General features: G+C 58.6%; 21 protein-coding genes. 12 read left to right on the plus strand and 9 right to left on the minus strand.

Annotation, left to right across the window (positions count from 1 at the left end; genetic code table 11):
* Window positions 1-33: 33 nt before the first annotated feature.
* The 6 genes from ACNSOI_RS05240 to ACNSOI_RS05265 form a co-directional block, all read right to left on the minus strand.
* Complete coding sequence (locus ACNSOI_RS05240; protein WP_420195269.1) at window positions 34-837, minus strand: (2Fe-2S)-binding protein; 804 nt, start codon at window positions 835-837, stop codon at window positions 34-36.
* The gene (gene fhuB, locus ACNSOI_RS05245; RefSeq protein ID WP_286920520.1) at window positions 824-2854 is read right to left on the minus strand and encodes a Fe(3+)-hydroxamate ABC transporter permease FhuB; all 2031 of its coding nucleotides are present in this window, start codon (window positions 2852-2854) and stop codon (window positions 824-826) included. The genes ACNSOI_RS05240 and fhuB overlap by 14 nt, the downstream gene beginning before the upstream one ends.
* Window positions 2844-3782 carry an iron-siderophore ABC transporter substrate-binding protein gene (locus ACNSOI_RS05250; protein ID WP_420195270.1) on the minus strand — a complete coding sequence of 313 codons (939 nt, stop codon included), beginning with the start codon at window positions 3780-3782 and terminating at the stop codon, window positions 2844-2846. Before ACNSOI_RS05250 ends, fhuB begins: the two co-directional genes overlap by 11 nt.
* Window positions 3772-4545: an ABC transporter ATP-binding protein gene (locus ACNSOI_RS05255; RefSeq protein ID WP_106693593.1), complete on the minus strand. Its 774-nt coding sequence runs from the start codon at window positions 4543-4545 to the stop codon at window positions 3772-3774. The genes ACNSOI_RS05250 and ACNSOI_RS05255 overlap by 11 nt, the downstream gene beginning before the upstream one ends.
* Window positions 4546-4607: 62 nt before the next feature.
* Window positions 4608-6410, minus strand: coding sequence for an ABC transporter ATP-binding protein (locus ACNSOI_RS05260; RefSeq protein ID WP_286254250.1), 1803 nt, complete (start codon window positions 6408-6410; stop codon window positions 4608-4610).
* A gap of 84 nt (window positions 6411-6494) precedes the next feature.
* A complete protein-coding gene (locus tag ACNSOI_RS05265; RefSeq protein ID WP_106693594.1) occupies window positions 6495-6947 on the minus strand; it encodes a YaiI/YqxD family protein in 453 nt (150 codons plus the stop codon).
* Between the two features lie 300 nt (window positions 6948-7247).
* Here ACNSOI_RS05265 and ACNSOI_RS05270 point away from each other — a divergent pair, with 300 nt between their 5' ends.
* The 7 genes from ACNSOI_RS05270 to ACNSOI_RS05300 all read left to right on the plus strand — a co-directional run bounded on the left by ACNSOI_RS05270 (window position 7248) and on the right by ACNSOI_RS05300 (window position 12752).
* Window positions 7248-7787: a histidine phosphatase family protein gene (locus ACNSOI_RS05270; protein ID WP_244178163.1), complete on the plus strand. Its 540-nt coding sequence runs from the start codon at window positions 7248-7250 to the stop codon at window positions 7785-7787.
* A gap of 40 nt (window positions 7788-7827) precedes the next feature.
* Window positions 7828-8166, plus strand: a complete 339-nt coding sequence (locus tag ACNSOI_RS05275) for a zinc ribbon domain-containing protein YjdM (protein ID WP_420195271.1) — start codon at window positions 7828-7830, stop codon at window positions 8164-8166.
* Between the two features lie 34 nt (window positions 8167-8200).
* A complete protein-coding gene (locus tag ACNSOI_RS05280; RefSeq protein WP_106693599.1) occupies window positions 8201-8710 on the plus strand; it encodes a phosphate-starvation-inducible PsiE family protein in 510 nt (169 codons plus the stop codon).
* A 214-nt stretch (window positions 8711-8924) separates the two neighbouring features.
* Window positions 8925-10004: a pyruvate dehydrogenase (acetyl-transferring) E1 component subunit alpha gene (gene pdhA, locus ACNSOI_RS05285; RefSeq protein WP_420195272.1), complete on the plus strand. Its 1080-nt coding sequence runs from the start codon at window positions 8925-8927 to the stop codon at window positions 10002-10004.
* Window positions 10001-11005: an alpha-ketoacid dehydrogenase subunit beta gene (locus tag ACNSOI_RS05290; protein ID WP_420195273.1), complete on the plus strand. Its 1005-nt coding sequence runs from the start codon at window positions 10001-10003 to the stop codon at window positions 11003-11005. The genes pdhA and ACNSOI_RS05290 overlap by 4 nt, the downstream gene beginning before the upstream one ends.
* A 10-nt stretch (window positions 11006-11015) precedes the next feature.
* Window positions 11016-12140, plus strand: a complete 1125-nt coding sequence (locus ACNSOI_RS05295) for a dihydrolipoamide acetyltransferase family protein (protein ID WP_286254257.1) — start codon at window positions 11016-11018, stop codon at window positions 12138-12140.
* Window positions 12141-12254: 114 nt separating this feature from the next.
* Window positions 12255-12752: a copper chaperone PCu(A)C gene (locus tag ACNSOI_RS05300; protein ID WP_061333345.1), complete on the plus strand. Its 498-nt coding sequence runs from the start codon at window positions 12255-12257 to the stop codon at window positions 12750-12752.
* A gap of 74 nt (window positions 12753-12826) precedes the next feature.
* Here ACNSOI_RS05300 and ACNSOI_RS05305 read toward each other — a convergent pair whose 3' ends face one another.
* The gene (locus ACNSOI_RS05305) at window positions 12827-14554 is read right to left on the minus strand and encodes an alkyl sulfatase dimerization domain-containing protein (protein ID WP_420195274.1); all 1728 of its coding nucleotides are present in this window, start codon (window positions 14552-14554) and stop codon (window positions 12827-12829) included.
* Window positions 14555-14637: 83 nt separating this feature from the next.
* Here ACNSOI_RS05305 and ACNSOI_RS05310 point away from each other — a divergent pair, with 83 nt between their 5' ends.
* The gene (locus tag ACNSOI_RS05310; RefSeq protein ID WP_420195275.1) at window positions 14638-15591 is read left to right on the plus strand and encodes an arsenic resistance protein; all 954 of its coding nucleotides are present in this window, start codon (window positions 14638-14640) and stop codon (window positions 15589-15591) included.
* Window positions 15592-15606: 15 nt separating this feature from the next.
* Here the strand turns inward: ACNSOI_RS05310 and ACNSOI_RS05315 are convergent, their stop codons facing one another.
* Entirely contained in the window at window positions 15607-15885 is a 279-nt protein-coding gene (locus ACNSOI_RS05315; RefSeq protein ID WP_106693606.1) for a SelT/SelW/SelH family protein, read from the minus strand.
* 98 nt (window positions 15886-15983) lie between these two features.
* Between ACNSOI_RS05315 and ACNSOI_RS05320 the strand changes: the two genes are divergently transcribed.
* The 4 genes from ACNSOI_RS05320 to ACNSOI_RS05335 all read left to right on the plus strand — a co-directional run bounded on the left by ACNSOI_RS05320 (window position 15984) and on the right by ACNSOI_RS05335 (window position 19515).
* Complete coding sequence (locus ACNSOI_RS05320; protein WP_374813245.1) at window positions 15984-17216, plus strand: RNA polymerase sigma factor; 1233 nt, start codon at window positions 15984-15986, stop codon at window positions 17214-17216.
* A 144-nt stretch (window positions 17217-17360) separates the two neighbouring features.
* The gene (locus ACNSOI_RS05325; RefSeq protein ID WP_420195276.1) at window positions 17361-17720 is read left to right on the plus strand and encodes a YciI family protein; all 360 of its coding nucleotides are present in this window, start codon (window positions 17361-17363) and stop codon (window positions 17718-17720) included.
* Window positions 17721-17735: 15 nt separating this feature from the next.
* Window positions 17736-18089 (plus strand): DUF1428 domain-containing protein, encoded by a 354-nt coding sequence (locus ACNSOI_RS05330; protein WP_420195277.1) that lies wholly within the window; start codon window positions 17736-17738, stop codon window positions 18087-18089.
* Between the two features lie 106 nt (window positions 18090-18195).
* Window positions 18196-19515, plus strand: coding sequence for a serine hydrolase domain-containing protein (locus ACNSOI_RS05335; protein ID WP_420195278.1), 1320 nt, complete (start codon window positions 18196-18198; stop codon window positions 19513-19515).
* Between the two features lie 15 nt (window positions 19516-19530).
* Here the strand turns inward: ACNSOI_RS05335 and ACNSOI_RS05340 are convergent, their stop codons facing one another.
* Window positions 19531-21723, minus strand: coding sequence for an OsmC domain/YcaO domain-containing protein (locus ACNSOI_RS05340; RefSeq protein WP_420195279.1), 2193 nt, complete (start codon window positions 21721-21723; stop codon window positions 19531-19533).
* Window positions 21724-21746: the final 23 nt, after the last annotated feature.

The raw sequence follows: 21746 nt of genomic DNA on the forward strand, positions 1-21746 counted from the left end.
AAGGGCTGAAAATTGCGGTGTCTGCCATCAGTGTTATGTCGGTGGCCCTGGCTTGTCTGATGCTGATTCCCTGACGTTGCCCATGCGGTCGCGACGGTAGATCCCGCAAGTCCCGCAGTATCCGCCGTCGGGTAAGAGGTACTTCAGGCAGCAGCCTCGCCGTTGAGGCAGTGCACAGCGCTGTTGGCTGAATTCAGCCGGTATCCAGTCGATGTATCTGTTTGCCTCACACTCAAACCGGGCCAGCCAGCTGGTGGCCAGGGCGCAGAGCGCTTCCGGGTCCACCTGATTCCAGACCGCGGAAAATGGTGCACCCAGTGCCAAGCCAACACTGCTCCAGTAGGCGCCGGGACTGACCCCGAAAGACTGCCGGAAGACCGGATACCACGCCTGCATCTGATCAGCGGTTATCTCAATAAATGCCCCGGGCGCCAGGGGTGTCTGGCCGTCATTCAAGTTAACCCAGCGAGACGGCGCGTCAGCGAGTTCCAGCGGGCACAGGAAAATTCGATCGGGGTTCAGGGGGGCGCAGACTCCATCCCGGAACAGCTGTAGCACCCGGGGGGCGATGACCTGCAAAGCCAGGCTCTGGTGTAGCACCGACACGCGGGCCTTGTGCATCCTGGGGCGGCACGCGTCCGGATAATCCTCCAGCAGCTGATTTTCCAGCAGCTCCGGCTTAGCCAGAATCTGTGCCAGGGAAAACAGCGCAGGGCGCTGCCCGGCGTCTTGAGCCAGTGCGCTGTTCAGGGTGTTCTGTGGGCTCAGGCCATGTCCGGTTAACAGATGGCGATAACTGGCCAGCCAGGGATCACCACAAACCTCAGTGACGGCCATGGCGGCTCAATCCCCAGAGAAAGTACAGGCCGCCCACCAGGGCCGCTAATAGCCCGGATGGCAACTGGTTGGGAAACACGACGACCCGCGCCAGATAATCGGCGATGGCCAGCAGCAATCCGCCTGCCAGCGCCGCAACCACAAGCTGACGCCCCACCGTTTGCTGGCCCAGCACCCTGGCAAGATGGGGTGCGATCAGCCCAACAAAGCTCAGCGGGCCGATCACCACGGTGGCGGCTGCAGTGAGTACCGAAGCCATCAGCAGGAGGAGAAGCCGGGCCCGCGCAACCGGCAGCCCCAGTGATGATGCGGCCGAATCCCCCAGAGGCAAAAGGGTAAGCGGTCGTATAACCAGCGAAAGCAGTGCTCCAAGCCCCAGCACAAGTGCCAGCAAACCAATGGCTTCCGGTTCAGACACCAACCAGGTGGAGCCGTACATCCAGTTCAGCAGTCGCGACGCAACGGTTCCCCCGGAAGCCATTACCAGTCTCAACCCGGCATCCATAAAGACGTAAAGCGCCAGCCCGCCCAACAACAGTTGGTTGCCGGCAAAGCGATGACGGCGGGCCAGCAGAATCAACAGGCCCAATGCAGCAGCGGCCCCCGCAGTGGCTCCGACCAGTTGGCCGCCACGGCCGATGTCGAGGCCGGTGAGCACCAGGACCACCATCACCAAAGCCGCACCACCGCTAATACCCAGTAATTCCGGGCTGCCCATGGGGTTGCCGGTCATGCGCTGTATCAGGGTGCCGGCCATGCCCAGAGCCATGCCGGCAAGAATGGCCGCCATCAGCCGGGGGCCACGCCACACCCAGGCATCGCTCCAGTTCGAAACCGGTGTCCAGTTCCAGGAACTCAGGCCGGGCGACCAAGCCATAGACACAGCAATGGTCAGCACCAGCAGCGCCATTAGAATGCCGGCGATCAGAAGTGTTGGCTTGCGGGTGGGCATGAACCCGGCCGGGCTCGAATCTGCGCCGGGCATATGGTGTGTGTTTCGAATGCCCTGCAACGCCATCAGGATAATGGGGCCGCCGATCAGGGCGGTGGTGGTGCCGGTGGGTACAATGGAGCCGTTACCCAGAGTTGTTGCCCAGTGCGCCAGGGTGTCTGCCAGCAGCAAGAGCCCGCCGCCGGTGACCGTGCTCCAAAGCAGTCTCTCACCCAGCGTGCGGGCGCCCAGTAGCCTGGCCAGCACCGGGGCGGCCAGCCCCACGAATGCCACCACACCTACCCGGCTGACCACTACGGAACTCATCAGGACTACCAGAATCAGGGCGCCGCCCCGAACCAGCGCAACCTTGGCCCCGAGTGCCGAAGCCGAAGCCTGCCCCAATTGCAGCAGTGCCAGTGGCCGCATCAACATCAGCATGGCAACCGCAAGAATCAGTACCCGCGGCAGCAACTCCAGGAAGGGCTCCCAGTTATTCTGGACCAGTGAGCCTGCACCCCAGATAAACAGGTTGCCCAGCCATTCGCCTTTGAGCAGAAGAAAGGCCATGTTCATGGCGCCGAGGAAGAAGGTAATCACCAGCCCCGCCAGAATGACGGTGACCGGTGAAAAGCCCAGGCGCCATGTCAGCGCGATCACCAGGCCAATGGCCAGAAGGCCACCCGCCACGGCGGCAAGGTCGGGGCTGAAGGCCAGCAAACCCGGTACAAAAAGGGTGGCAATGGTCACCCCGAACTGCCCGCCGGCTTCCACGCCCAGCGTGGTGGGCGAGGCCAGGGGGTTGCCAAGGATTTGCTGAGTAACAGCGCCTGCCAGGCCCAGTCCGCAGCCGATCAGAACGGCTATTGAGACCCTGGGGGCCCAGCTGTAGTGAGCGAGCACAGATGGGTAATGATCTTCGGTATAGCTCCAGAACGCCGCGAACAGCTCGCCTGGTGTCATCTGGCCCAGCCAGGGAAGGGAGCTGGCCGCCAGGGCGACAAGCCAGAGCAGGGCAATGGCAACCGGAAGTCTTCTGGGGAGGGACGGGGCGGTTGCAGGTACGCGTGCCGAGTCAGCGAACATTGTTGCGGCCTCCCTCCAACAGGGCATCAGCCAGCAAGATCGCCAGGCGTTTTACCGGGTACACCCCGCCGAATGGCCACACCGGCTCAATTTGATAAACCTGGTTTCGCTTGACGGGCGGCAGATAGGTCCAGAAGGGACTGCCTGCCAGGTGATCCGAGAGCCCGGGCAGGGTGGGTGAAATGACAACGATACGACTGTCGTGGTAGGGCGCAATGGCCTCCAGGCCAACCACAGAGAACCCCCAATAGTTACCCTCGTGTGGCCATGCATTGCGCAGCCCCAAGGCTTTGAGGGTGGTCTGATATAGGCCGTTGTGCGCGTAGATACGAACATGTCGGTCATCCAGAAAGTTGACCAGGGCCACCGGCTGCTGATTCATGCCGGCCTCGGCCAGGCGGGTGCGTTGCTCCTCGAGAGTTTGGTCAATATCCGTAAGGATAGCCTCGGCCTGGTGTTCGAGGTTCAGCATCTCGCCAAGCGTGGTCAGCATTTCCCGGGCTTTGGCGAAGGGGGCGGAGCCCTCTTTGTAGACGCTGATGACGTAGGTGGGGGCAATGCGTTCCAGTAATTCGGCCGCAGGCGCCATTTCGGCACTGGTGACAATCAGGTCTGGCTTCAGCTCGGCAATCGCTTCCAGGCTGGGAGCGACCCGGGTACCAACATTGGCAATGCCGCCGGGTAATTCCGGGGCCTGGACCCAGGCGCTATAGCCGTCCCGGTCTGCCACGCCCACCGGGGTCACCCCCAATAGCAAAAGCGCCTCGGTTGCGGCCCAGTTGAGGGCAACGATGCGCTCAGGCGGCCGGGGCAGGGTGATTGAGCCATTTTCGTGGCTCCAGGTTCCGGGGTGCGCGGGTTGGCTGATCATCAATGCAAGTAAGCAGAGATACGCCAGTGGGCGGTGAGCCCGTTGTTCAGTGCACATAAGACACCCACTGGCCGGGCGCCCGTTCCATTACACCCATGGCGACGCCGTAGATGGATTCCAATATGCCGCTGTCCATAATCTCATTGGGCGTTCCATCCGCCACAACCTGTCCGGCCTTCAGGGCCACGAGGCGGTCGCAGAATCTGGCCGCGAGATCCACATCGTGTAATACCACAATGACGGTCAGTTCCCGCTCCTCGGCAAGGCGGTGGACAAGGCGCAGGGTCTCCACCTGGTGCTTCACATCCAGGGCGGAAATGGGTTCATCCAACAGCAGGCAGCGGGTTTGCTGGGCCAGCAACATGGCTATCCAGGCCCGTTGCCGCTCGCCACCCGACAGGGTGTCGACCGCGCGGCCAGCGAATCGTGCCAGGCCGGTGTCATGGATGGCCTGATCAATCAGTGTCTGGTCGCCGGCAGTGTAACGGCCGAGGGGGCCGCGCCAGGGATAGCGTCCGAGTGCGACCAGCTCTCTCACTGTGAGTCCGTCGGTTGCCGGGGGATGTTGTGGCAGGTAGCCCACGGTTCTTGCGAATGCTCGGGCACCTGTAGCCCGGAAAGACTGGCCATGGAGCAGGACTTCGCCGTGGGAGGGCGATATCTGCCGGGCCAGGGTCTTCAACAAGGTGGATTTGCCCGAGCCGTTATGACCGAGCAGCGCCGTTACCTCGCCTTCCTGAAACGCCAGGCTGACATTGTGCAATATGGCGGTGTCACCCAGGCGAACCGCCAGTTGGTCGACTTCAAAAAACGCTGGCATTCAGACTCTCCCTTGGCTTTGGCGGGCAGGATAATCTAAATGCGAATTACTATCAATGTATATCAGGTGTCAGCATTGTTCACCTGGCCGGTTTGAACGCGCCATTGCGCAGCGTAGGCGCCGTTTAGCGCCAGCAGTGTCTTGTGGTCGCCTTGTTCGACCACCTGGCCTCCGTCGATCACCGCGATGTTGTCCGCGTCAACAATGGTCGACAATCGGTGGGCGATCATGATCACGGTTCGGTTGTGGCCAATGCGCCGGAGCGAACGCTGAATTGCCGCTTCGGTTTCGTTGTCCACGGCGCTGGTGGCTTCATCGAGTACCAGAACCGGAGGATCTTTCAGCAGCGCACGGGCCAGAGACAGTCTTTGGCGCTGGCCGCCGGAGAGGCGTACCCCGCGTTCGCCAACCGGAGTATCCAGGCCCTGGGGTAACTGGCTGATGAACGACCAGGCCTCTGCTGTTCGGGCCGCTTCGATAATCTCTTCATCGGTGGCGTCGGGCTTACCGTAGGCCAGATTGTCGCGAATGCTGCCTTCAAACAGGTAGACATCCTGGCTGACCAGACCGATAGCGTCCCGCAGGGATTTCAGGCTCACGTTCCGAATAGCCTGACCATCCAGGCGGATCTCGCCGTGGGTGGGGTCATAGAATCGCAACAGCAGTTTGATCAGGGTTGATTTGCCAGAGCCGGTTGCGCCCACCAAGGCCAGGGTATTGCCGGCGGGTACCTCCAGGCTGATGCCGTTAACACCAGCACCACTACTGGCATAGTGAAAGCCCACCTGGTCAAACGCCACGCTGCCCTGAACCGGTTGTTCAAGGTCTTTGCCAGCCTGGTCCCGAACGTTGACCGGTTCTGCCAGCAGATCGAGAATTCGTCGGGTGCTGGCCATGGCGCGCTCGAACAGGTCAATAACCTCAGCGAGGCCCGTCAGGGGCCAGAGCAGGCGTTGGGTCAGGAATACCAGCACGCCGTAGGCACCGACGTTGAGGTCGCCGTTCAATGCCATCATGCCACCGACTGTAAAGGTCGCCAGAAAGCCGGCGAGAATGGCCATGCGAATCACGGGTATGAACGCTGAACTGATACGGATGGCTTGCCGGTTGGCCTCCACATAGGCCTCGCTGGCCTGTTTCAGTCGGCGAGCTTCACGCAGTTCCGCGGTAAAGCTTTTGATGGTGGCAATACCGCCGAGGTTATTGGCAAGACGGCTGGACAAATCACCAACTTTCTCGCGCACATCGGCGTACAGCGGCCCGGCTTTACGCTGGAAATAGAAGGCGCCCCAGATAATCAGGGGGATCGGTGTAAACGCCAGCAGGGCAATCAGCGGGGACAACACAAAGAACACGGCACCCACCGCGACCACAGTGACCACCACCTGAATCATGGCGTTGGCACCCCCATCGAGAAAACGCTCAAGCTGGTTAACGTCGTCATTCATGGTGGCAACCAGCTGCCCGGAGCTTCGAGCTTCAAAGAAGCTCATATCCAGACGCTGGGCGTGCTCATAGGCGTCTTGCCGAAGATCCGACTGCAGGCGTTGGGCCAGATTGCGCCAGAGGATCTGGTACAGGTATTCGAACAGGGATTCGCCCGCCCAGATGAAAAAGGTCAGTACCGCCAGGATGGTGATCTGTTGCTGGGCGGTCTCAAACCCAAGCCGGGCGACAAAGCTCTGTTCCTGGTTCACAACCACATCGATGGCCACGCCAATCAGGATTTCGGGGGCAATATCAAACAGTTTGTTGATCACGGAGCAGGTGGTGGCGGCGATGATCCGCCGACGATAACCCCGGGCATAACGCAACAGGCGGCCGAGTGCCGCAAAGCTGCTGGTGTGTTGGCTGCTTGTGGCCATGTTCCGCTTCCTTCTCGCCGTGGCTGATCTCACTGAAGGCGGGAAGGTTAGCGGATTTTTGACTGAGTTAAAATAGAATCATTATCACCTTCGGCCGTTGCGTTGCAGCCAGCGGTCCAGTTGATCGGCGAATTCTTTGCGGTCTGCCTGGCCGAAGGGGGCGGGCCCGCCGGTGACTTGCCCGGCGTTGCGCATCTCTTCCATGAAGTTTCTCATGGCCAGGCGCTGGCGGATGTTTTCCTTGGTGAAGGCCTGGCCTCTGGGGTTAAAAACGTCGGCGCCTTTTTCGATGGCTTCAGCAGCCAGGGGGATATCCTGGGTGATGACCAGGTCGCCTTTGGTCATCTGGTCCATGATTTCGTTGTCGGCGACGTCAAAGCCTTGGGGTACCTGGCGGCGGCTGATGTAGGGGCTCGGCGGCAGGGTGATGGCGTGGTTGGCGATGAAGGTGGTCTGGATTTGCCAGCGGGTGGCGGCGCGGCAGAGAATTTCCCGGATGGGGACGGGGCAGGCGTCGGCGTCGACCCAGATTGGCATTTTGGTGTTCCTTTGGTGGCTTGTCGTTGGTGCATTTTAACTGTTCATCGGGTGGGCTTGTTAGGTTTGCGCCGCGTATTTACGTTTGTGCCGTCGCGGTTTGGTGTTGGGCATGTTTAGGGATGGCTTCCAAAAAACCGCTACGAGCACATCCATGTGCGCTTCTCTCAGGCCATCCTTGGCCTTCGAAATTTTTTGGAAGCCATCCCTAAACACGCTTGTTAACAATATCAGTACCTCCGCGATTATTTTGCTGATTTCGAGGGAAGGGGTATGAAAACTAGGTTGGTCTTTTTTCTTATGATTCTTGGATTAGTGCCGGTCAAAGGTGTCGCCTCGGAGGAGCAGGCCTGGACAGCCCTGCGCGAAGGGCGGGCGGTGCTGATGATGCGTCACGCTCTTGCGCCGGGTACCGGCGATCCCGGCGGGTTTGATCTGGAGGATTGCAGTACCCAGCGCAATCTCAACTCGGTTGGGCGGGAGCAAGCGCGTTCGTGGAAGCCGTTTCTGGAGTCTCGGGGTATTGCCGAGGCCAGGGTGTTTTCCAGTCAGTGGTGTCGGTGTCTGGATACGGCTCGGGAAATGGAGATGGGTGAGGTGACGGGGTGGCCGGCGTTGAATTCGTTTTTTCGGAATCGAGGTGATGGCGATACCCAAACGCGGCAAACGATTGCGTTGGTGAATGAGCTTGAGCCGGGGGCGGCGGTGATTTTGGTGTCGCATCAGGTGAATGTGACGGCGCTGACCGGGGTTTTTCCGGCTTCCAATGAGGGGGTGATTCTGGCGTTGCCGCTGTCGGAGAATCCGACCGTTCTTGCGAGGGTGTCTCCCGGGCGGTAGTGGTATAATCCTGTGCTCATTTAATTAACAGGAAATGATAATGTCTCAAATGCCCCCATGCCCCCAGTGCAATTCTGAATACACCTATGAAGACGGCGTTCAGCTGGTTTGCCCCGAGTGCGGGCATGAGTGGAGCGCGGCGGAACAGGCTGAGGCCGAGGCCGGTAAGGTGGTTCGGGATTCCAACGGTAATGAACTTCAGGATGGTGATACGGTCACTGTGATCAAGGACTTGAAGGTTAAAGGGTCCAGTCTGGTGGTTAAGGTAGGCACCAAGGTCAAGAACATTCGCCTGGTGGATGGGGATCACGATATTGATTGCAAGATTGACGGTGTTGGTGCTATGAAACTCAAGTCGGAGTTTGTGAAGAAAGCCTGATTCCCGTCGTCATCGGCAGCACAGGAGCGGTGCCATGGTGGATAAAGAAAAGGACGTTTTGCCGGAGCAATCTGCCCGGAAGCATGAACTTCATCAGGAGCTGCCGATTGATTTCCCCGACCCTTTCTTTCGGGGGTTGCACCGGATTATCCGCTTTGCCATACGCGTGCTGGCGGTGTTGATGGTGGCGGTAATCCTGTGGGGTGTGGGTGATGTGGTGTATATCATCTACGCACGCCTGCTGACGCCACCTTTTCTGCTGTTGGATATCAACGATATCTTCTTCACCTTCGGTGCCTTCATGGCGGTGCTGATTGCGGTGGAGATTTTCATCAACATCCGGCTTTATTTGGGAACCAATGTGTTTCCGGTTCAGCTGGTTGTTGCCACGGCATTGATGGCGATTTCCCGGAAGGTCATTGTTCTGGATTTCGATACGCTTACTCCCATGTACCTGCTGGGTATTGCCGCAACCACGCTGGCTCTGGGTATCACATACTGGTTGCTCAGCCGAAAGAATTCCGGTGAACACTGGCACGATTGAGCCAGTCAGAGGCTTTCCTTTCGCAGTTTGCCCTTCGTGTTTTTATTGTCTAATACTTAATCAGGACATCGGTAGAGATGTCCTGATCAAGATCCCAGATGTGTAACCCACACCAACAACAAGACGACCACCCCAAACGCTGCCGGCGCCCGCCACAAGCAGGCTCTCTGTGCAGCCAGGCTTCTATCGCGAGGCCGGGGGACAGGAGGATGGGATGAGACAAATCCACGAATTCCATGTGGATAGCACCCGCTATCTGGATGACCACGGCAAACCGCTGGGCGAGTTGCCGCCCCAGGCCGGGAACACCGACAGGGTTCTGGCCGCCTACCGCAACATGGTGCTGACGCGCACCTTCGATTCCAAAGCCATTGCCCTGCAACGCACCGGCAAGTGCGGCACCTACCCGTCTGTGCTCGGGCATGAGGTGGTGGGTACAGCTATTGGCCAGGGTATGGCGAAGTCCGATGTGTTTGTGCCCTATTATCGGGATCAGGCCGCCCATCTTCTTCGCGGCGTCAGTCTCACGGAATTACTGCTGTACTGGGGCGGTGATGAGCGTGGCAGCGCCTGGCAGAATTGCGCGGAAGACTTGCCGATCTCGGTGCCCATTGCCACCCAGTGTTGCCATGCTGTGGGCGTGGCGGCGGCGATGAAGATTCGCGATGAGAATCGGGCCGTGGTCTGTTGCATCGGTGATGGTGGTACCTCCAAGGGTGATTTTCTGGAAAGTATCAATCTGGCTGGCGCCTGGCATTTGCCCGTTGTATTCGTAGTGATCAATAACCAATGGGCCATTTCCACACCTCGCAGCCTGCAAAGCGGCGCGGAAACCATCGCGCAGAAAGCCATCAGCGCCGGATTGCCGGGCCACATTGTCGATGGTAACGACTACTTCGCTACGGTTGAGGCTCTGGATACAGCTCTGGGCCGGGCCCATGGCGGCAAGGGCGCGACGGTGATTGAAGCCGTTACCTATCGCCTGGGGGATCACACCACCGCCGATGATGCCACCCGTTACCGAACCGCCGAAGATCTCAAGCGCGCCTGGGAGAAAGACGGCGTCAAACGCCTGCAGAACTGGTTGTATGACAGCGGCCTGTGGAGCCCGGATAAAGAAAAATCCCTTCAGGCCGAATGTAAGCAAACGGTTGAGCGGGCCGTTGAAGAGTACCTGGCGATGGAGGCTGAGCCACCCACCGCGATGCTGGATTATCTGTTTGAAACCCTCCCCGCCGCGCTGCACCCCCAGCGTGAGCAGATCGCCAGCAAATACCGGGGAGGTGACGTATGAGCCGGGCAAAGCGATCCATTGAAACCCGAGACGTGACCCTGGTGGAGGCCGTCAATATGGCCTTGCACCGGGCGATGGCAGACGATGCTAACGTGGTGGTGCTGGGCGAAGATATCGCCACCAATGGCGGCGTGTTCCGGGCCACCGTTGGCCTGAAAGAAGCCTTTGGCTTCAAGCGGGTGATGGATACACCCCTGGCGGAAAACCTGATTGCCGGTACGGCTATCGGTATGGCCTCTCAGGGTTTGAGGCCGGTGGCGGAGTTTCAGTTTATGGGCTTTATCTACGCTGGCATGGAGCAGATTGTCAGCCACGCCGCCCGCATGCGTAATCGCACCCGCGGCCGCCTGCATTGCCCATTGGTGTTTCGGGCACCGTTCGGTGGCGGTATCCATGCGCCCGAGCATCATTCGGAAAGCACCGAAGCCCTGTTTGCCCACATCCCCGGCCTGCGAGTGGTCATTCCAAGTTCCCCGCAACGGGCGTATGGCCTTCTGCTGGCGGCCATCCGCAATCCGGACCCGGTGATCTTTCTGGAGCCCAAGCGTATCTACCGGGCAGTGACCCAGAGCGTGGAGGACAACGGTGAGGCGCTACCGTTGGATACTTGCTTCACCCTGCGCGAAGGCGATGACGTCACCCTCATCACCTGGGGCGCCTGTGTGCAGGAAACCTTGCTTGCTGCCGACAAGCTGGCGGAGCAGGGCGTCAGCTGCGAGGTGATCGACGTCGCCACCGTCAGCCCCCTGGACCGGGAAACCCTGCTGTGCTCGGTGGCCAAAACCGGCCGTGCGGTGATCGTTCACGAAGCCTGCCGCAACGGCGGTGTTGGTGCCGAAGTAGCGGCTTCAATCGCCGAAGGCGCCTTCCTGGACCTTCAGGCCCCGGTGGTGCGAGTCACCGGTTACGACACCATCATGCCTTACTACCGAAACGAGCAGTACTACCTGCCCCAGGTAGAAGACATCGTTAAAGCCGTCGAACAGGTGATCGCGCTCTAGGAGGATAACCATGAAAAACTTCAAACTCCCAGACCTGGGCGAAGGCCTCCCCGAAGCCGAAATCGTCGAATGGCACATCAAGGTGGGTGACACGGTGGATGTGGACCAGGTACTGGTCAGCGTCGAAACCGCCAAAGCCATCGTTGAAGTGCCGTCGCCCCAGGCCGGTACCATTGCCAAACTTTATGGCGAGCCCGGGGACATCATTCACACCGGCGAACCCTTGCTGGCTTTTGAAGGAGAGGGTGACGACACAGGCACTGTGGTGGGGGAACTGAAATCATCCGGAAAAGGCGATGGCAACGGCGCGCAGCAAGATCAGTTTATCGTCGGTGCGGCCCCTTCCAGCAAGCGGGCCCGGGCCAATCGCGCCACACCCGGAGTGCGTGCACTGGCAGAACGACTGGGGGTTGGCCTGGAATCCATCAAGGGCAGCGGCCCGGGTGGTCTGATCACCACTGACGACGTGCACAAACAGGCCAGCCACCAGAAACAACTGGGCGACGCCGCCCCCCTGCGCGGCACCCGTCGCACCATGGCCAAGAACATGGCGTTGTCCCACGCCCAGGTAGTGCCGGTGTCTATCTTTGAGGACGTGGATATCGGTGACTGGAAAAAGGGCACCGACATCACCATGCGCCTGGTGCAGGCCATCGGCAAGGCCTGCGAAGCTGTGCCGGAACTGAATTGCTGGTTTGATGGCGACAACCTGAGCCGGCAACTCCTGAACGAGGTGCATGTGGGCATCGCCGTAGACACTGCGGACGGCCTGTTTGTGCCGGTGTTGCGGGACATTACCCATCGTAGCCAGAAGGACCTGCGCCAGGGCCTGGAGAACCTGCGCGAGGCGGTAGCCACCCGCAAGATACCGCCGAAAGAGATGCAGGGCGCCACCATTACCCTGTCCAATTTCGGAACTATGACCGGCCAGTACGCCAACCCTATTGTCAGCCCGCCACAAGTGGCCATCGTGGGGGCTGGGCGAATCCGGGATAAGGTTGTGCCACATAACGGCACTGCGACCATTCGTCGCATCCTGCCGCTGTCGCTTACCTTCGACCATCGGGCGGCAACCGGCGGGGAAGCCTCGCGGTTTCTGGGGGCGATGGTCCAGGCCCTGAATAACGCATCGTGACCAGCCAACACTATTTGATGAAAACGGGTTAAAACACACTTGCCATCACGGCAAGTGATGGCAACACTTACTTCGAAAAGACTTCAAGACCACATAACAACAGAGTTAGTACCCATGAAACGCACACATTTATTCAACGTCGGCCTCCTGTTGGCTGCCGCGACACTGGCTGCTCCTGTCCTGGCTCACGATTACAGCCAGGGCGACATTCACATAGAGCACCCCTGGAGCCGACCAACCCCCCCGGGCACGCCCATGGGCGTGGGTTACATGATCATTAGTAATCACGGCAATCAGGATGTCACCCTCACCAGTGCCCAATCACCCCGGGCGGGTAACGTGTCGATCCACGAAACCCACATGCACGACGGAGTGATGCGCATGAGCCCTGTCAAAGGCGGGCTGGTGATTCCCGCCGGGGAGACCGTTGAGTTGAAACCTCACAGCTACCATCTGATGTTGGAACAGCTCACCCAGCCATTGGCGGAGGGTGAGTTCATTCCTGTGGAATTGGCTTTTGACGGTGCTGAGGGCATGGCCGTAGAGCTGGAGGTGCATCCCCTGGACGGCAAAGAAAAGGCAATGGACCATTCCGGGATGCATCATCACTGACTTTACGCCACGCTCCAGGTAAATGGTGCCTGCCTCTGTCTGCGGTGACCTGGTGGTTACTGTTCTGCGTTGAATCAGGTTTCCAGATTCGGCTCAAACAGCTGAATAAACCGGGTAAAGCCAATCCGTCCCCCTTTGACATACTCAAAATCCGACAGAATGGCCAATGCGGGGTTGCGGATGCCGGCAAGCATCCGCTTGAAGTCGAGGCTGTCAATGCGCACATGGATGCTGGCATCTTCCGAGACGCCCTTCCGGAGTTCTGACGCGCCACCTCTCACCGTGAGCGTGAAGCTCTGCTCCAGGTCGGGAAACTCAAACACGACGGATTGATAGATGTCCCATGCGGCTTCACCTTCAAGGTTGACACTCATACCGTCGAAGAAGGCCCTGATGGGAATGCCTTCAAGCATCGTATCGTTGGGAGTTACCGCCATCAGTGGCAGGATGATGTCGCCCGCCAATTCGGCGGCGGAGGTCAGGTAGTAATGGCGGGCTCCGGGATTGGTTTCGGCTGACGCCAGGGCATGCAAGGCGAGAATGCGATGCTCTGTGGCGGCCTGGTGTTCCGGACTCAGCCGCAGCACATAGTCCGTCAGCTCCAGCACCCATTGATGGTCTTCGTTACTGGCAGCCTTCTCCACAGCAGTCATCAATGCATCTTCACCGCCGGCCAGTTGGGCCATGCGCTTGGCTTTTTCTCCGGGTGGCGTAGGGTGCAGATTGCTGGGGTTGCCATCGAACCAGCCAAGTGTTCCGCCAAAGACCATACGGGCAGACCACTCCGGTTTGCCATAAAACTCCTGCAGGAACGGGGACCGTGCCAGGCGGGGTGGCAGACGGATTTCATGAGCGATTTCGTCAGGGGTTTTGCCGGCATTCATCATTCGGATGGTCTGATCATAAACATAGCGAATAGCATCCCGGTAGTCGGTCAGGTGCTTGCGGATCTCCGCTTTGCCTGTCACCGGGCGTGAGTGGCCGGGTACCAAATATTCCGGCTCCAGATCCCTCATCATTTCCAGGCTGTCAGCCCAGGTTTTCGGGTCGCGGTAGCTGGTGCCGCGAATGGTGTAGAGGTTGGGAAAGGCGCGGTAGAAGTTGTCGCCCGGCAGCAGCACTTTCTGTTTTGGTAGCCACACCACCACCTGGTCGTCGGTCTCGCCAGGTGCGTGCTTGAGTATCATCTCCACACCGCCTACGGTAATGCTCAGCTCGTCTTGAAAGGTCTGAGTCGGTCGCAGAATCTGCAGGGTGCTGTGTTCCTGTAAATCCACAAAGGGGCCGATACCCACATTGGTTCGGTCGGCATCGGGCAGCCGGCTGCCGTACATACGAAAAGAACGCTGGGTGATGATGGGCTGGAGTACACTCACGGTCTGGTCGACTGCTTTCTCCAGAGAGTGGTGAGCATAAATTTCGACCGGGTCGCCGTTGTTGATAAAAGCTGGCGCCCCATGGATATGGTCTGGATGCGAGTGGGTATAGATAATGGCCCGCACCGGTTTGTCAGTGATTGCCCTGAAACGCTCGGCGATTCGTTCCGCCGCTTCCAGCGACTCCATGGTATCGACAATGGTGACGGCATCATCGCCTTCGATCATGATGGAATTGGCGATACCGAAGCCAACGGCAACGTAAACGCCGTCGGTGACTTCAATCACGTCTTCCCGGAATTCTTCGCCATGGCGGTCAAGCGCTTCGGGTGTCAGGGTTCCGGATGCCGGCGGCCTGTCGGTGCCGGAAGGGCTGCAGGCGGAAATCAGGAGGACGCTCAGTAACAGGAAGGCGATGCGGGGCATGGTGAGATCCTTAATGTTGTTGTTTCTGGTAGCGCACATGAGTGTTGCACTGATCGTGACTGTTGAACCAGGAGGCTTTGCTGTTGGCCCGTGAAGTGATGGAAGAGTATCAGGTCTTTATCTATCTGATGGCTATCTGCCTGGGCCTTTTGGTGGGAGTGTGGATGCCCGACCTTGGTGGGCGTCTGGAATGGATTCTTTGGCCTCTGCTGGGCTCTTTGCTCTACGCGACTTTTACCCAGGTGCCTCTGGTGCGCCTGCGGGATGCGTTTGCAGCGCCTCGATATATGTTCGCGGCGGTGATTGGCAACTTTCTTTTGCTACCGTGCATCGTCTGGGGATTAATGGCGCTTGGCCCGGCTATTCCAGCTGTCCAGTTGGGTCTGTTGCTGGTCTTGTTGGTGCCCTGTACTGACTGGTTTATCACCTTTACCCATCTGGGGGGCGGTGACACCAGAAGTGCCATTGCGTTCACGCCCATTAGCCTTTTGTTCCAGCTGCTGCTGTTGCCATTTTACGTGTGGTTGTTCCTGGGCACAGAGATCACCGCCAGTGTGGCCCAGCAGGAGTTGATACTGGCATTCGCCGGGTTGATAGTCGCGCCCCTGATTGCGGCTTATCTGACGGAAACCTGGGTGGCGCGGAGCAAAAACCGGCAATCTGTTGTGATAGCTCTTGGTTGGCTGCCGGTACCGTTGTTGGCCCTGGTGGTCTTCTGTATTGCAGCTGCGCAAGTGAATCTGGTCTTGGCGTCGGTTGGAATTCTTCCCTGGCTATTGCTGCTCTTTGCCGCATTCTTGCTGGCTGCCGGGATGTTGTCGGTGGTCGTCGCCAGGGTTGCGCGGTTACCGGTCAAGCAGGGCAGGGTGTTGGCGTTCAGCTTTGGCAGCCGGAATTCGTTTGTCGTCCTCCCACTGGCGCTGTCATTACCCGCCTCGTATGAGCTGGCCGTCGTTGTGGTGGTGTTTCAATCCCTGGTGGAGCTTTTCGGGATGGCTTTTTTCCTGTGGTGGGTTCCCAAGAAGCTCCACCGTTAACCTCCCTGGCCTGAATTACGCTGGTTTGTCTGAATGCCCGAGGGAGTGCTCCGGCGCTATCTGATCCCGCACCAATTGCTTCAATTGCTTGATGTCCGGGAAACCTCCCTGTTCCTTGCGGGACCAGATACGGGTGTCGTTTACCCAGACTTCGAAGATGCCGCCGGTGCCGGGTTTCAGGGTAAGTTCGTCGACCATGCCGTCGAAGGTGGTGAGGAGTTCCTGGGCCATCCAGGTGGATCTCAGCATCCAGTTACAGCCGGTGCAGTAATGTAGGGTGATTCGCGTTGCCATTTGTTAATGCTTCCTGCATGGAAAAATCTATGTGCCATGCTATCAAATGATGTGTGGTGTTTCCTTCGCTCAAGGCAATGGACGGCAGTGTGCAATCAATGTCATCAGACTATCCGGCAATCGGCCAACTATACCATCAGCATTCCCGGCAGGTGCTGGCTACCCTTATTCGTTTGTTAGGCGACTTTGAACTGGCCGAGGAAGCCATGCAGGAGGCGTTTGCCGCTGCTGTGCGCCAGTGGCCTGAAGAAGGGCATCCGGATAATCCGGTTGCCTGGCTGATCCGGGCCGGCCATCACAAGGGCATTGATCATATCCGCCGGGGTCAGACCGCCAGGCGCTATTCGCATCTGATGGCGGTAGACGAAGAAAACTCTGAAGCTGCCGCTCCAGAGGGTATCGAAGACGACCAGCTTCGATTGCTGTTTATCTGTTGCCACCCGGCGTTATCGTTGGATGCACGAGTTGCGCTAACCCTCCGGGAAATGTGCGGCCTGACCACAGAGCAGGTAGCCAGCGCCCTTCTGCAAAAGCCGGCCACCCTGGCCCAGCGGATTGTACGAGCCAAGAAGAAGATCCGTGAGGCGGGGATTCCCTACGAGGTGCCGGAACCGAGGCAGCTTTCCGAGCGCTTGCCCGGGGTGCTTCGGGTCATTTACCTGGTGTTTAACGAGGGCTATTCCCGGAGCGATGGCGATTCGCTGGTGGATGTGAGCCTGTCGGGCGAGGCCATTCGGCTGGCTGAGGTGCTGGCAAGATTGCTTCCCGAGGGTGAAGTGTTCGGCCTGTTGTCACTGATGCTACTGCACGATTCCCGCCGAAGCGCCCGTGAGGACGAGCAGGGCGATCTGATTACGCTCGAGGATCAGGACCGTTCAAGGTGGGACCAGAAGCAGATCGAACTCGGGCTGAAGTGGCTGGAGCAGGCACTGGCGAGAACGCCGGCCTCTCCGTATACCCTGCAGGCATCCATAGCGGCGGTGCACGCCCAGGCTCGCCGGGCGGAAGACACGGATTGGCGGCGAATTGCCCGGTTATACGATGCCCTGTATCGCCAACACCCATCGCCGGTAATAGCACTTAACCACGCTGTGGCCGTTGCCATGCGGGATGAGCCGGAAGCCGGACTGGCGCTCCTGGATGGCTTGCTGGGCAACAAGGAAATCCTGACCTACCACCTGTTCCATGCGGCCCGTGCCGACCTGTTGCGCAGAGCCGGTGATTTCGAATCTGCGATCGTTGCCTACCAGCGTGCCCTGGAACTTGCGACTCAGGGGCCGGAGCGCCGTTTTCTGAAGCGACGGCTTCAATCCCTTTCTGGCGGTGTTTGAAAAAATATTCCCGACCTGTCGATTTCCGGGGTGTTGGCTCGACTAAACAGTAGAACCCCCCCCCCGCAGGAGACGTTTATCGCGCAAAGCGGGCGAACCCAGTTCAAACCAGATCCTGCCCCACTGGCAGAAGGAGGGTAATCCATGAAATACGTTGCTCTGGTGTATTACCAGGAGAGCATTATCAACGCCATGACCGATCAGCAGTGGCATGACCTGAACCAGGAGTGTGTGGCCGGAGTAGAGCGGCTGACCGAACAGGGAAATTACGTCACCGGCCAGCCTCTGCAGCCAACCGACACGGCCACCACCGTGCAGGTTCGCAATGGTGAGGTGTTGATATCCGACGGCCCGTTTGCCGAAACGAAAGAGCAGTTGGCCGGGTTTTACCTGCTGGAAGCCAGAGACCTGAACGAAGCCCTGCACCTGGCCAGCCGGATTCCACCGGCACGCTTCGGCAGCATTGAAGTGCGGCAGGTACGGGAGCTGCCACCGAAAGACTGAATCAGGAGAAAAGTCATGAGTTATATCGATGGATTTGTGGCCGCCGTGCCAACCGCAAACAAACAGAAGTACATCCAGCACGCCAGCGAGGCCGCAGCGGTGTTCAAGGAATACGGCGCTACCAGAATGGTGGAGTGTTGGGGGGATGATGTGCCAGACGGCAAGATCACGTCGTTTCCTATGGCCGTGAAGTGTCAGCCCGAGGAAACGGTGGTTTTTTCATGGATTGAGTGGCCGTCTCGCGCTGTAAGAGATAAAGCTATGCCAAAGATTATGGACGATCCGCGCCTGCAGCCGGATGTGAATCCTATGCCGTTTGATGGCAAGCGGCTGATCTACGGCGGCTTTGAAGCGGTGGTAACGGAATAGTGTTGCAATAAATGTCGTTCGCTCTGCCCTGAAATAGCCTAGGATTTCAGGTAACGCGGTGTTCATCACCGGATAAAAGGATGGCTTTGAGGGCAGGGTGAAGGATATGGCTGATCGTTATTTGTTTTCGAGCTTCTTTAAGACCTTGGCGCTGTGTGCTGTGCTATCCGGGAGCCCTGCGCTCGGCGAAACCGCTTTGACTGCGGAAGCTTCTGATCCTGTGCGTCTCGGCTGGATGCAAGGCTTTCCGCCTCCGGCAGATAAACTGGTTATGCAGCCGGAATCCGATTTTTTCAGCTTTCCGAAGATGCGCTGGACCGTGTGTCATATCCGTGAGTTGATGCCGACCAAACAGGTTAGCCGTGGATTGTCTGCGCCAGTACCCCTGACATATGCCCTGGACCGGGGAATTGATTCGGTGAGCTTCGTGCCAATGGGAGCAGAAGCTGAAATGAGTTGGGCCGAGTCGCTGGCGGCCAACTACACGGATGGGTTGCTTATTCTGCACGGCGGCAAGATCGTGTACGAGTACTACTCAGGATGTTTGGAAGAGGCCGGCAAGCACGCAGCGATGTCGATGACCAAATCGCTCACCGGACTGCTAGCCGAGATTCTGGTGGTGGAGGGTGATCTGGACGAAAGCGCAACCGTCAGTGCCGTTATTCCGGAACTCAAGGACAGTGCCTTTGGCAGCGCGACGGTTCGCCAGGTTATGGATATGACCACGGCGCTTCAATTCAGCGAGAACTATGCTGATCCGAATGCCGATATCTGGATGTACTCCAGGGCTGCCAGCCCCCTGCCCAAGCCCGAGGGCTATTCCGGCCCAAATGGATACTTTGAGTATCTTCAAACGGTCAGGAAGAATGGGGATCATGGCGATGTGTTCGGGTATCGCACCATCAATTCCGATGCGTTGGGCTGGATTATCTCCCGGGTGACCGGCAAGGATATGGCACAACTGCTCTCGGAACGGGTATGGCAAAGGATTGCTGCAGAGCAAGATGCCTACCTGACCGTGGACGCCAAAGGCACACCTTTCGCCGGTGGTGGCCTGAGTGCCGGTTTGAGAGACCTGGGACGAGTTGGCCAGCTACTGCTGGATGGAGGCAAGGTTAATGGCGAAGCGCTGTTCCCCCGCGAGGTTGTCGATAACATTCGTGCAGGTGGAGACAGAGAAGCTTTCGCCAAAGCTGGCTACGCTACCTTGCCCGGCGGCAGCTACCGAAGTATGTGGTGGGTCTTCCACAACAATCACGGCGCCTTTGCGGCACGCGGGGTTCACGGCCAGACTATCTATGTGGACCCCACGGCGGATATGGTGATTGTGCGGTTTGCTTCGTTCCCGAGCGCTGCCAACGCTCAAATTGATCCCACCTCATTGCCTGCCTATCAGGCGCTGGCTGAGTACTTGATGGCCAAGTGAAAGCCGGTATCCGGCCTACTGTTGTAGGCCGGCCTTTCGGGCCCTGGCCGCATGCAGCTTCTTGTAGCTCTCGATCATCTTCAGGTGCCGGTCCAGGCCGCGCAGGTCCATGCCGGTTTCCTCCAGGCCATAGAAGCGCACCGTGCCGTTAATGGAGCCGACCACGGCGTTCATCACCTCGTCACCAAACATACGGCGGAAGTTGTAGAGGTAGTCGTCCAGCTCCAGTTCTTCGTTCAACGTGGCTTCGAGCGCCGCGTTCATGGCCTGATAGAACAGGCCCCGTTCGACGGTGTTGTCATTGAACTGCAGGAACATATCCACCAGCTCCTGGGCCTCTTCCAGTTCGCCCAACGCCAGGTAGATCAGCAGTTTCAGTTCCAGAATGGTCAGCTGGCCCCACACGGTGTTCTCATCAAACTCGATGCCGGTGAGGGTGACGATAGTCATGTACACGTCCAGCTCAGCCTCTTCCAGGCGCTGCACCAGATCGGTCAGTTCGTCTTCATCCAAACGGTGCAGGTTCAGGATGTCTTCCCGGAATGCCAGCGCCATGTTGGTGTTGTCCCACACCAGGTCTTCCACCGGATACACCTCGGAGTAGCCCGGCACCAGAATGCGGCACACCGGAGCGCCCAGGTCTTCGAATACCGCCATGTAACATTCCTTACCCATGTCCGCGAGGATGCCGAACAGGGTGGCGGCTTCTTCTTCGTTGGTGCCGGAGAAATCCCACTCCACAAAATCGTAGTCGGATTTGGCACTGAAGAAGCGCCAGGACACCACGCCGCTGGAATCGATAAAGTGCTCAACGTAGTTGTTGGGCTCAGTTACCGCCATGGAGTTGAACGTAGGCGCGGGCAGGTCGTTCAGGCCTTCAAAGCTGCGGCCCTGCAGCAGTTCGGTCAGGCTGCGTTCCAGTGCCACGTGGAAGCTGGGGTGCGCACCGAAGGAGGCAAAGACGCCGCCGGTTTTTGGGTTCATCAGGGTCACGCACATCACCGGGAACTGACCACCCAGAGAGGCATCTTTCACCAGTACCGGGAAGCCCTGTTCTTCCAGGGCTTTGATGCCCTCAACGATCTCCGGGTACTTGGTCAGCACACTCTCGGGCACGTCCGGCAGGGCGATTTCGTTTTCGATGATCTCTTTCTTCACCGCCCGCTCGAAGATTTCCGACAGGCACTGTACCTGGGCTTCCTGCAGGGTGTTACCGGCACTCATGCCGTTGCTCAGGTACAGGTTCTCGATCAGGTTGGAGGGGAAGTACACGGTTTCCCCATCCGACTGGCGCACGTAGGGAATGCTGCAGATACCCCGCTCCGGTGTGCCGGAGTTGGTGTCGAACAGGTGGGTACCGAGCAGTTCGCCATCCGGGTTGAAGATCTCCAGGCAGTAATCGTCCAGGATGCCCTCGGGCAGCTCGCCGTCCGGGCCGGGCTGGAACCATTTCTCGTTCGGGTAATGCACGAACTCGCTGTTGGCGATGTCTTGGCCGAAGTACTGGTCGTTGTAAAAGAAGTTGCAGTTCAGCCGCTCAATAAACTCACCCAGGGCAGAGCACAGGGCGGCCTCCTTGGTGGCGCCCTTGCCGTTGGTAAAACACATGTGGGCGGCGGTATCGCGCACGTGCAGGGACCACACGTGAGGCACAATGTTGCGCCAGGAGGCAATTTCGATTTTCATGCCCAGGTCTGCCAATATGCCGCTCATATTGGCAATCGTGGTTTCCAGGGGCAGGTCTTTGCCTTCGATGTAGGTGCTGGAGTCGGTGCCCGGTGCAGCGGTGAGAAGGGCCTGGGCGTCTTCGCCCAGGTTTTCGACGACGTCAATCTGGAAGTCCGGACCGGTTTGCACCACCTTTTTGACCGTGCAACGGTCGATGGAGCGGATTATGCCTTGGCGGTCCTTATCGGAAATGTCTTCCGGCAGCTCCACCTGAATCTTGAAAATCTGCTTGTAGCGGTTTTCCGGGTCTACAATGTTGTTTTGCGACAGGCGGATGTTGTCTGTGGGGATATCCCGGGCGTTGCAGTAAACCTTCACAAAGTAGGCTGCGCACATGGCGGACGAGGCCAGGAAATAATCAAAGGGGCCGGGTGCCGAGCCATCGCCCTTGTAGCGGACGGGCTGGTCTGAGACGACGGTGAAATCGTCGAATTTGGCCTCAAGCCTCAGGTTGTCGAGATAATTGACTTTGATTTCCATGGGCAGCTTACCGGATTCAGAAA

Source organism: Marinobacter sp. GH_1, assembly GCF_048595985.1.
Taxonomy (GTDB): domain Bacteria; phylum Pseudomonadota; class Gammaproteobacteria; order Pseudomonadales; family Oleiphilaceae; genus Marinobacter; species Marinobacter shengliensis.

Excerpts from the sequence above, each read along its gene's own strand:
- ACNSOI_RS05240 (WP_420195269.1), bottom strand. The coding sequence starts at position 837 with ATGGCCGTCACTGAGGTTTGTGGTGATCCCTGGCTGGCCAGTTATCGC.
- fhuB (WP_286920520.1), bottom strand. The coding sequence starts at position 2,854 with ATGTTCGCTGACTCGGCACGCGTACCTGCAACCGCCCCGTCCCTCCCC.
- ACNSOI_RS05250 (WP_420195270.1), bottom strand. The coding sequence starts at position 3,782 with ATGTGCACTGAACAACGGGCTCACCGCCCACTGGCGTATCTCTGCTTA.
- ACNSOI_RS05255 (WP_106693593.1), bottom strand. The coding sequence starts at position 4,545 with ATGCCAGCGTTTTTTGAAGTCGACCAACTGGCGGTTCGCCTGGGTGAC.
- ACNSOI_RS05260 (WP_286254250.1), bottom strand. The coding sequence starts at position 6,410 with ATGGCCACAAGCAGCCAACACACCAGCAGCTTTGCGGCACTCGGCCGC.
- ACNSOI_RS05265 (WP_106693594.1), bottom strand. The coding sequence starts at position 6,947 with ATGCCAATCTGGGTCGACGCCGACGCCTGCCCCGTCCCCATCCGGGAA.
- ACNSOI_RS05270 (WP_244178163.1), top strand. The coding sequence starts at position 7,248 with ATGATTCTTGGATTAGTGCCGGTCAAAGGTGTCGCCTCGGAGGAGCAG.
- ACNSOI_RS05275 (WP_420195271.1), top strand. The coding sequence starts at position 7,828 with ATGTCTCAAATGCCCCCATGCCCCCAGTGCAATTCTGAATACACCTAT.
- ACNSOI_RS05280 (WP_106693599.1), top strand. The coding sequence starts at position 8,201 with ATGGTGGATAAAGAAAAGGACGTTTTGCCGGAGCAATCTGCCCGGAAG.
- pdhA (WP_420195272.1), top strand. The coding sequence starts at position 8,925 with ATGAGACAAATCCACGAATTCCATGTGGATAGCACCCGCTATCTGGAT.
- ACNSOI_RS05290 (WP_420195273.1), top strand. The coding sequence starts at position 10,001 with ATGAGCCGGGCAAAGCGATCCATTGAAACCCGAGACGTGACCCTGGTG.
- ACNSOI_RS05295 (WP_286254257.1), top strand. The coding sequence starts at position 11,016 with ATGAAAAACTTCAAACTCCCAGACCTGGGCGAAGGCCTCCCCGAAGCC.
- ACNSOI_RS05300 (WP_061333345.1), top strand. The coding sequence starts at position 12,255 with ATGAAACGCACACATTTATTCAACGTCGGCCTCCTGTTGGCTGCCGCG.
- ACNSOI_RS05305 (WP_420195274.1), bottom strand. The coding sequence starts at position 14,554 with ATGCCCCGCATCGCCTTCCTGTTACTGAGCGTCCTCCTGATTTCCGCC.
- ACNSOI_RS05315 (WP_106693606.1), bottom strand. The coding sequence starts at position 15,885 with ATGGCAACGCGAATCACCCTACATTACTGCACCGGCTGTAACTGGATG.
- ACNSOI_RS05320 (WP_374813245.1), top strand. The coding sequence starts at position 15,984 with ATGTCATCAGACTATCCGGCAATCGGCCAACTATACCATCAGCATTCC.
- ACNSOI_RS05325 (WP_420195276.1), top strand. The coding sequence starts at position 17,361 with ATGAAATACGTTGCTCTGGTGTATTACCAGGAGAGCATTATCAACGCC.
- ACNSOI_RS05330 (WP_420195277.1), top strand. The coding sequence starts at position 17,736 with ATGAGTTATATCGATGGATTTGTGGCCGCCGTGCCAACCGCAAACAAA.
- ACNSOI_RS05335 (WP_420195278.1), top strand. The coding sequence starts at position 18,196 with ATGGCTGATCGTTATTTGTTTTCGAGCTTCTTTAAGACCTTGGCGCTG.
- ACNSOI_RS05340 (WP_420195279.1), bottom strand. The coding sequence starts at position 21,723 with ATGGAAATCAAAGTCAATTATCTCGACAACCTGAGGCTTGAGGCCAAA.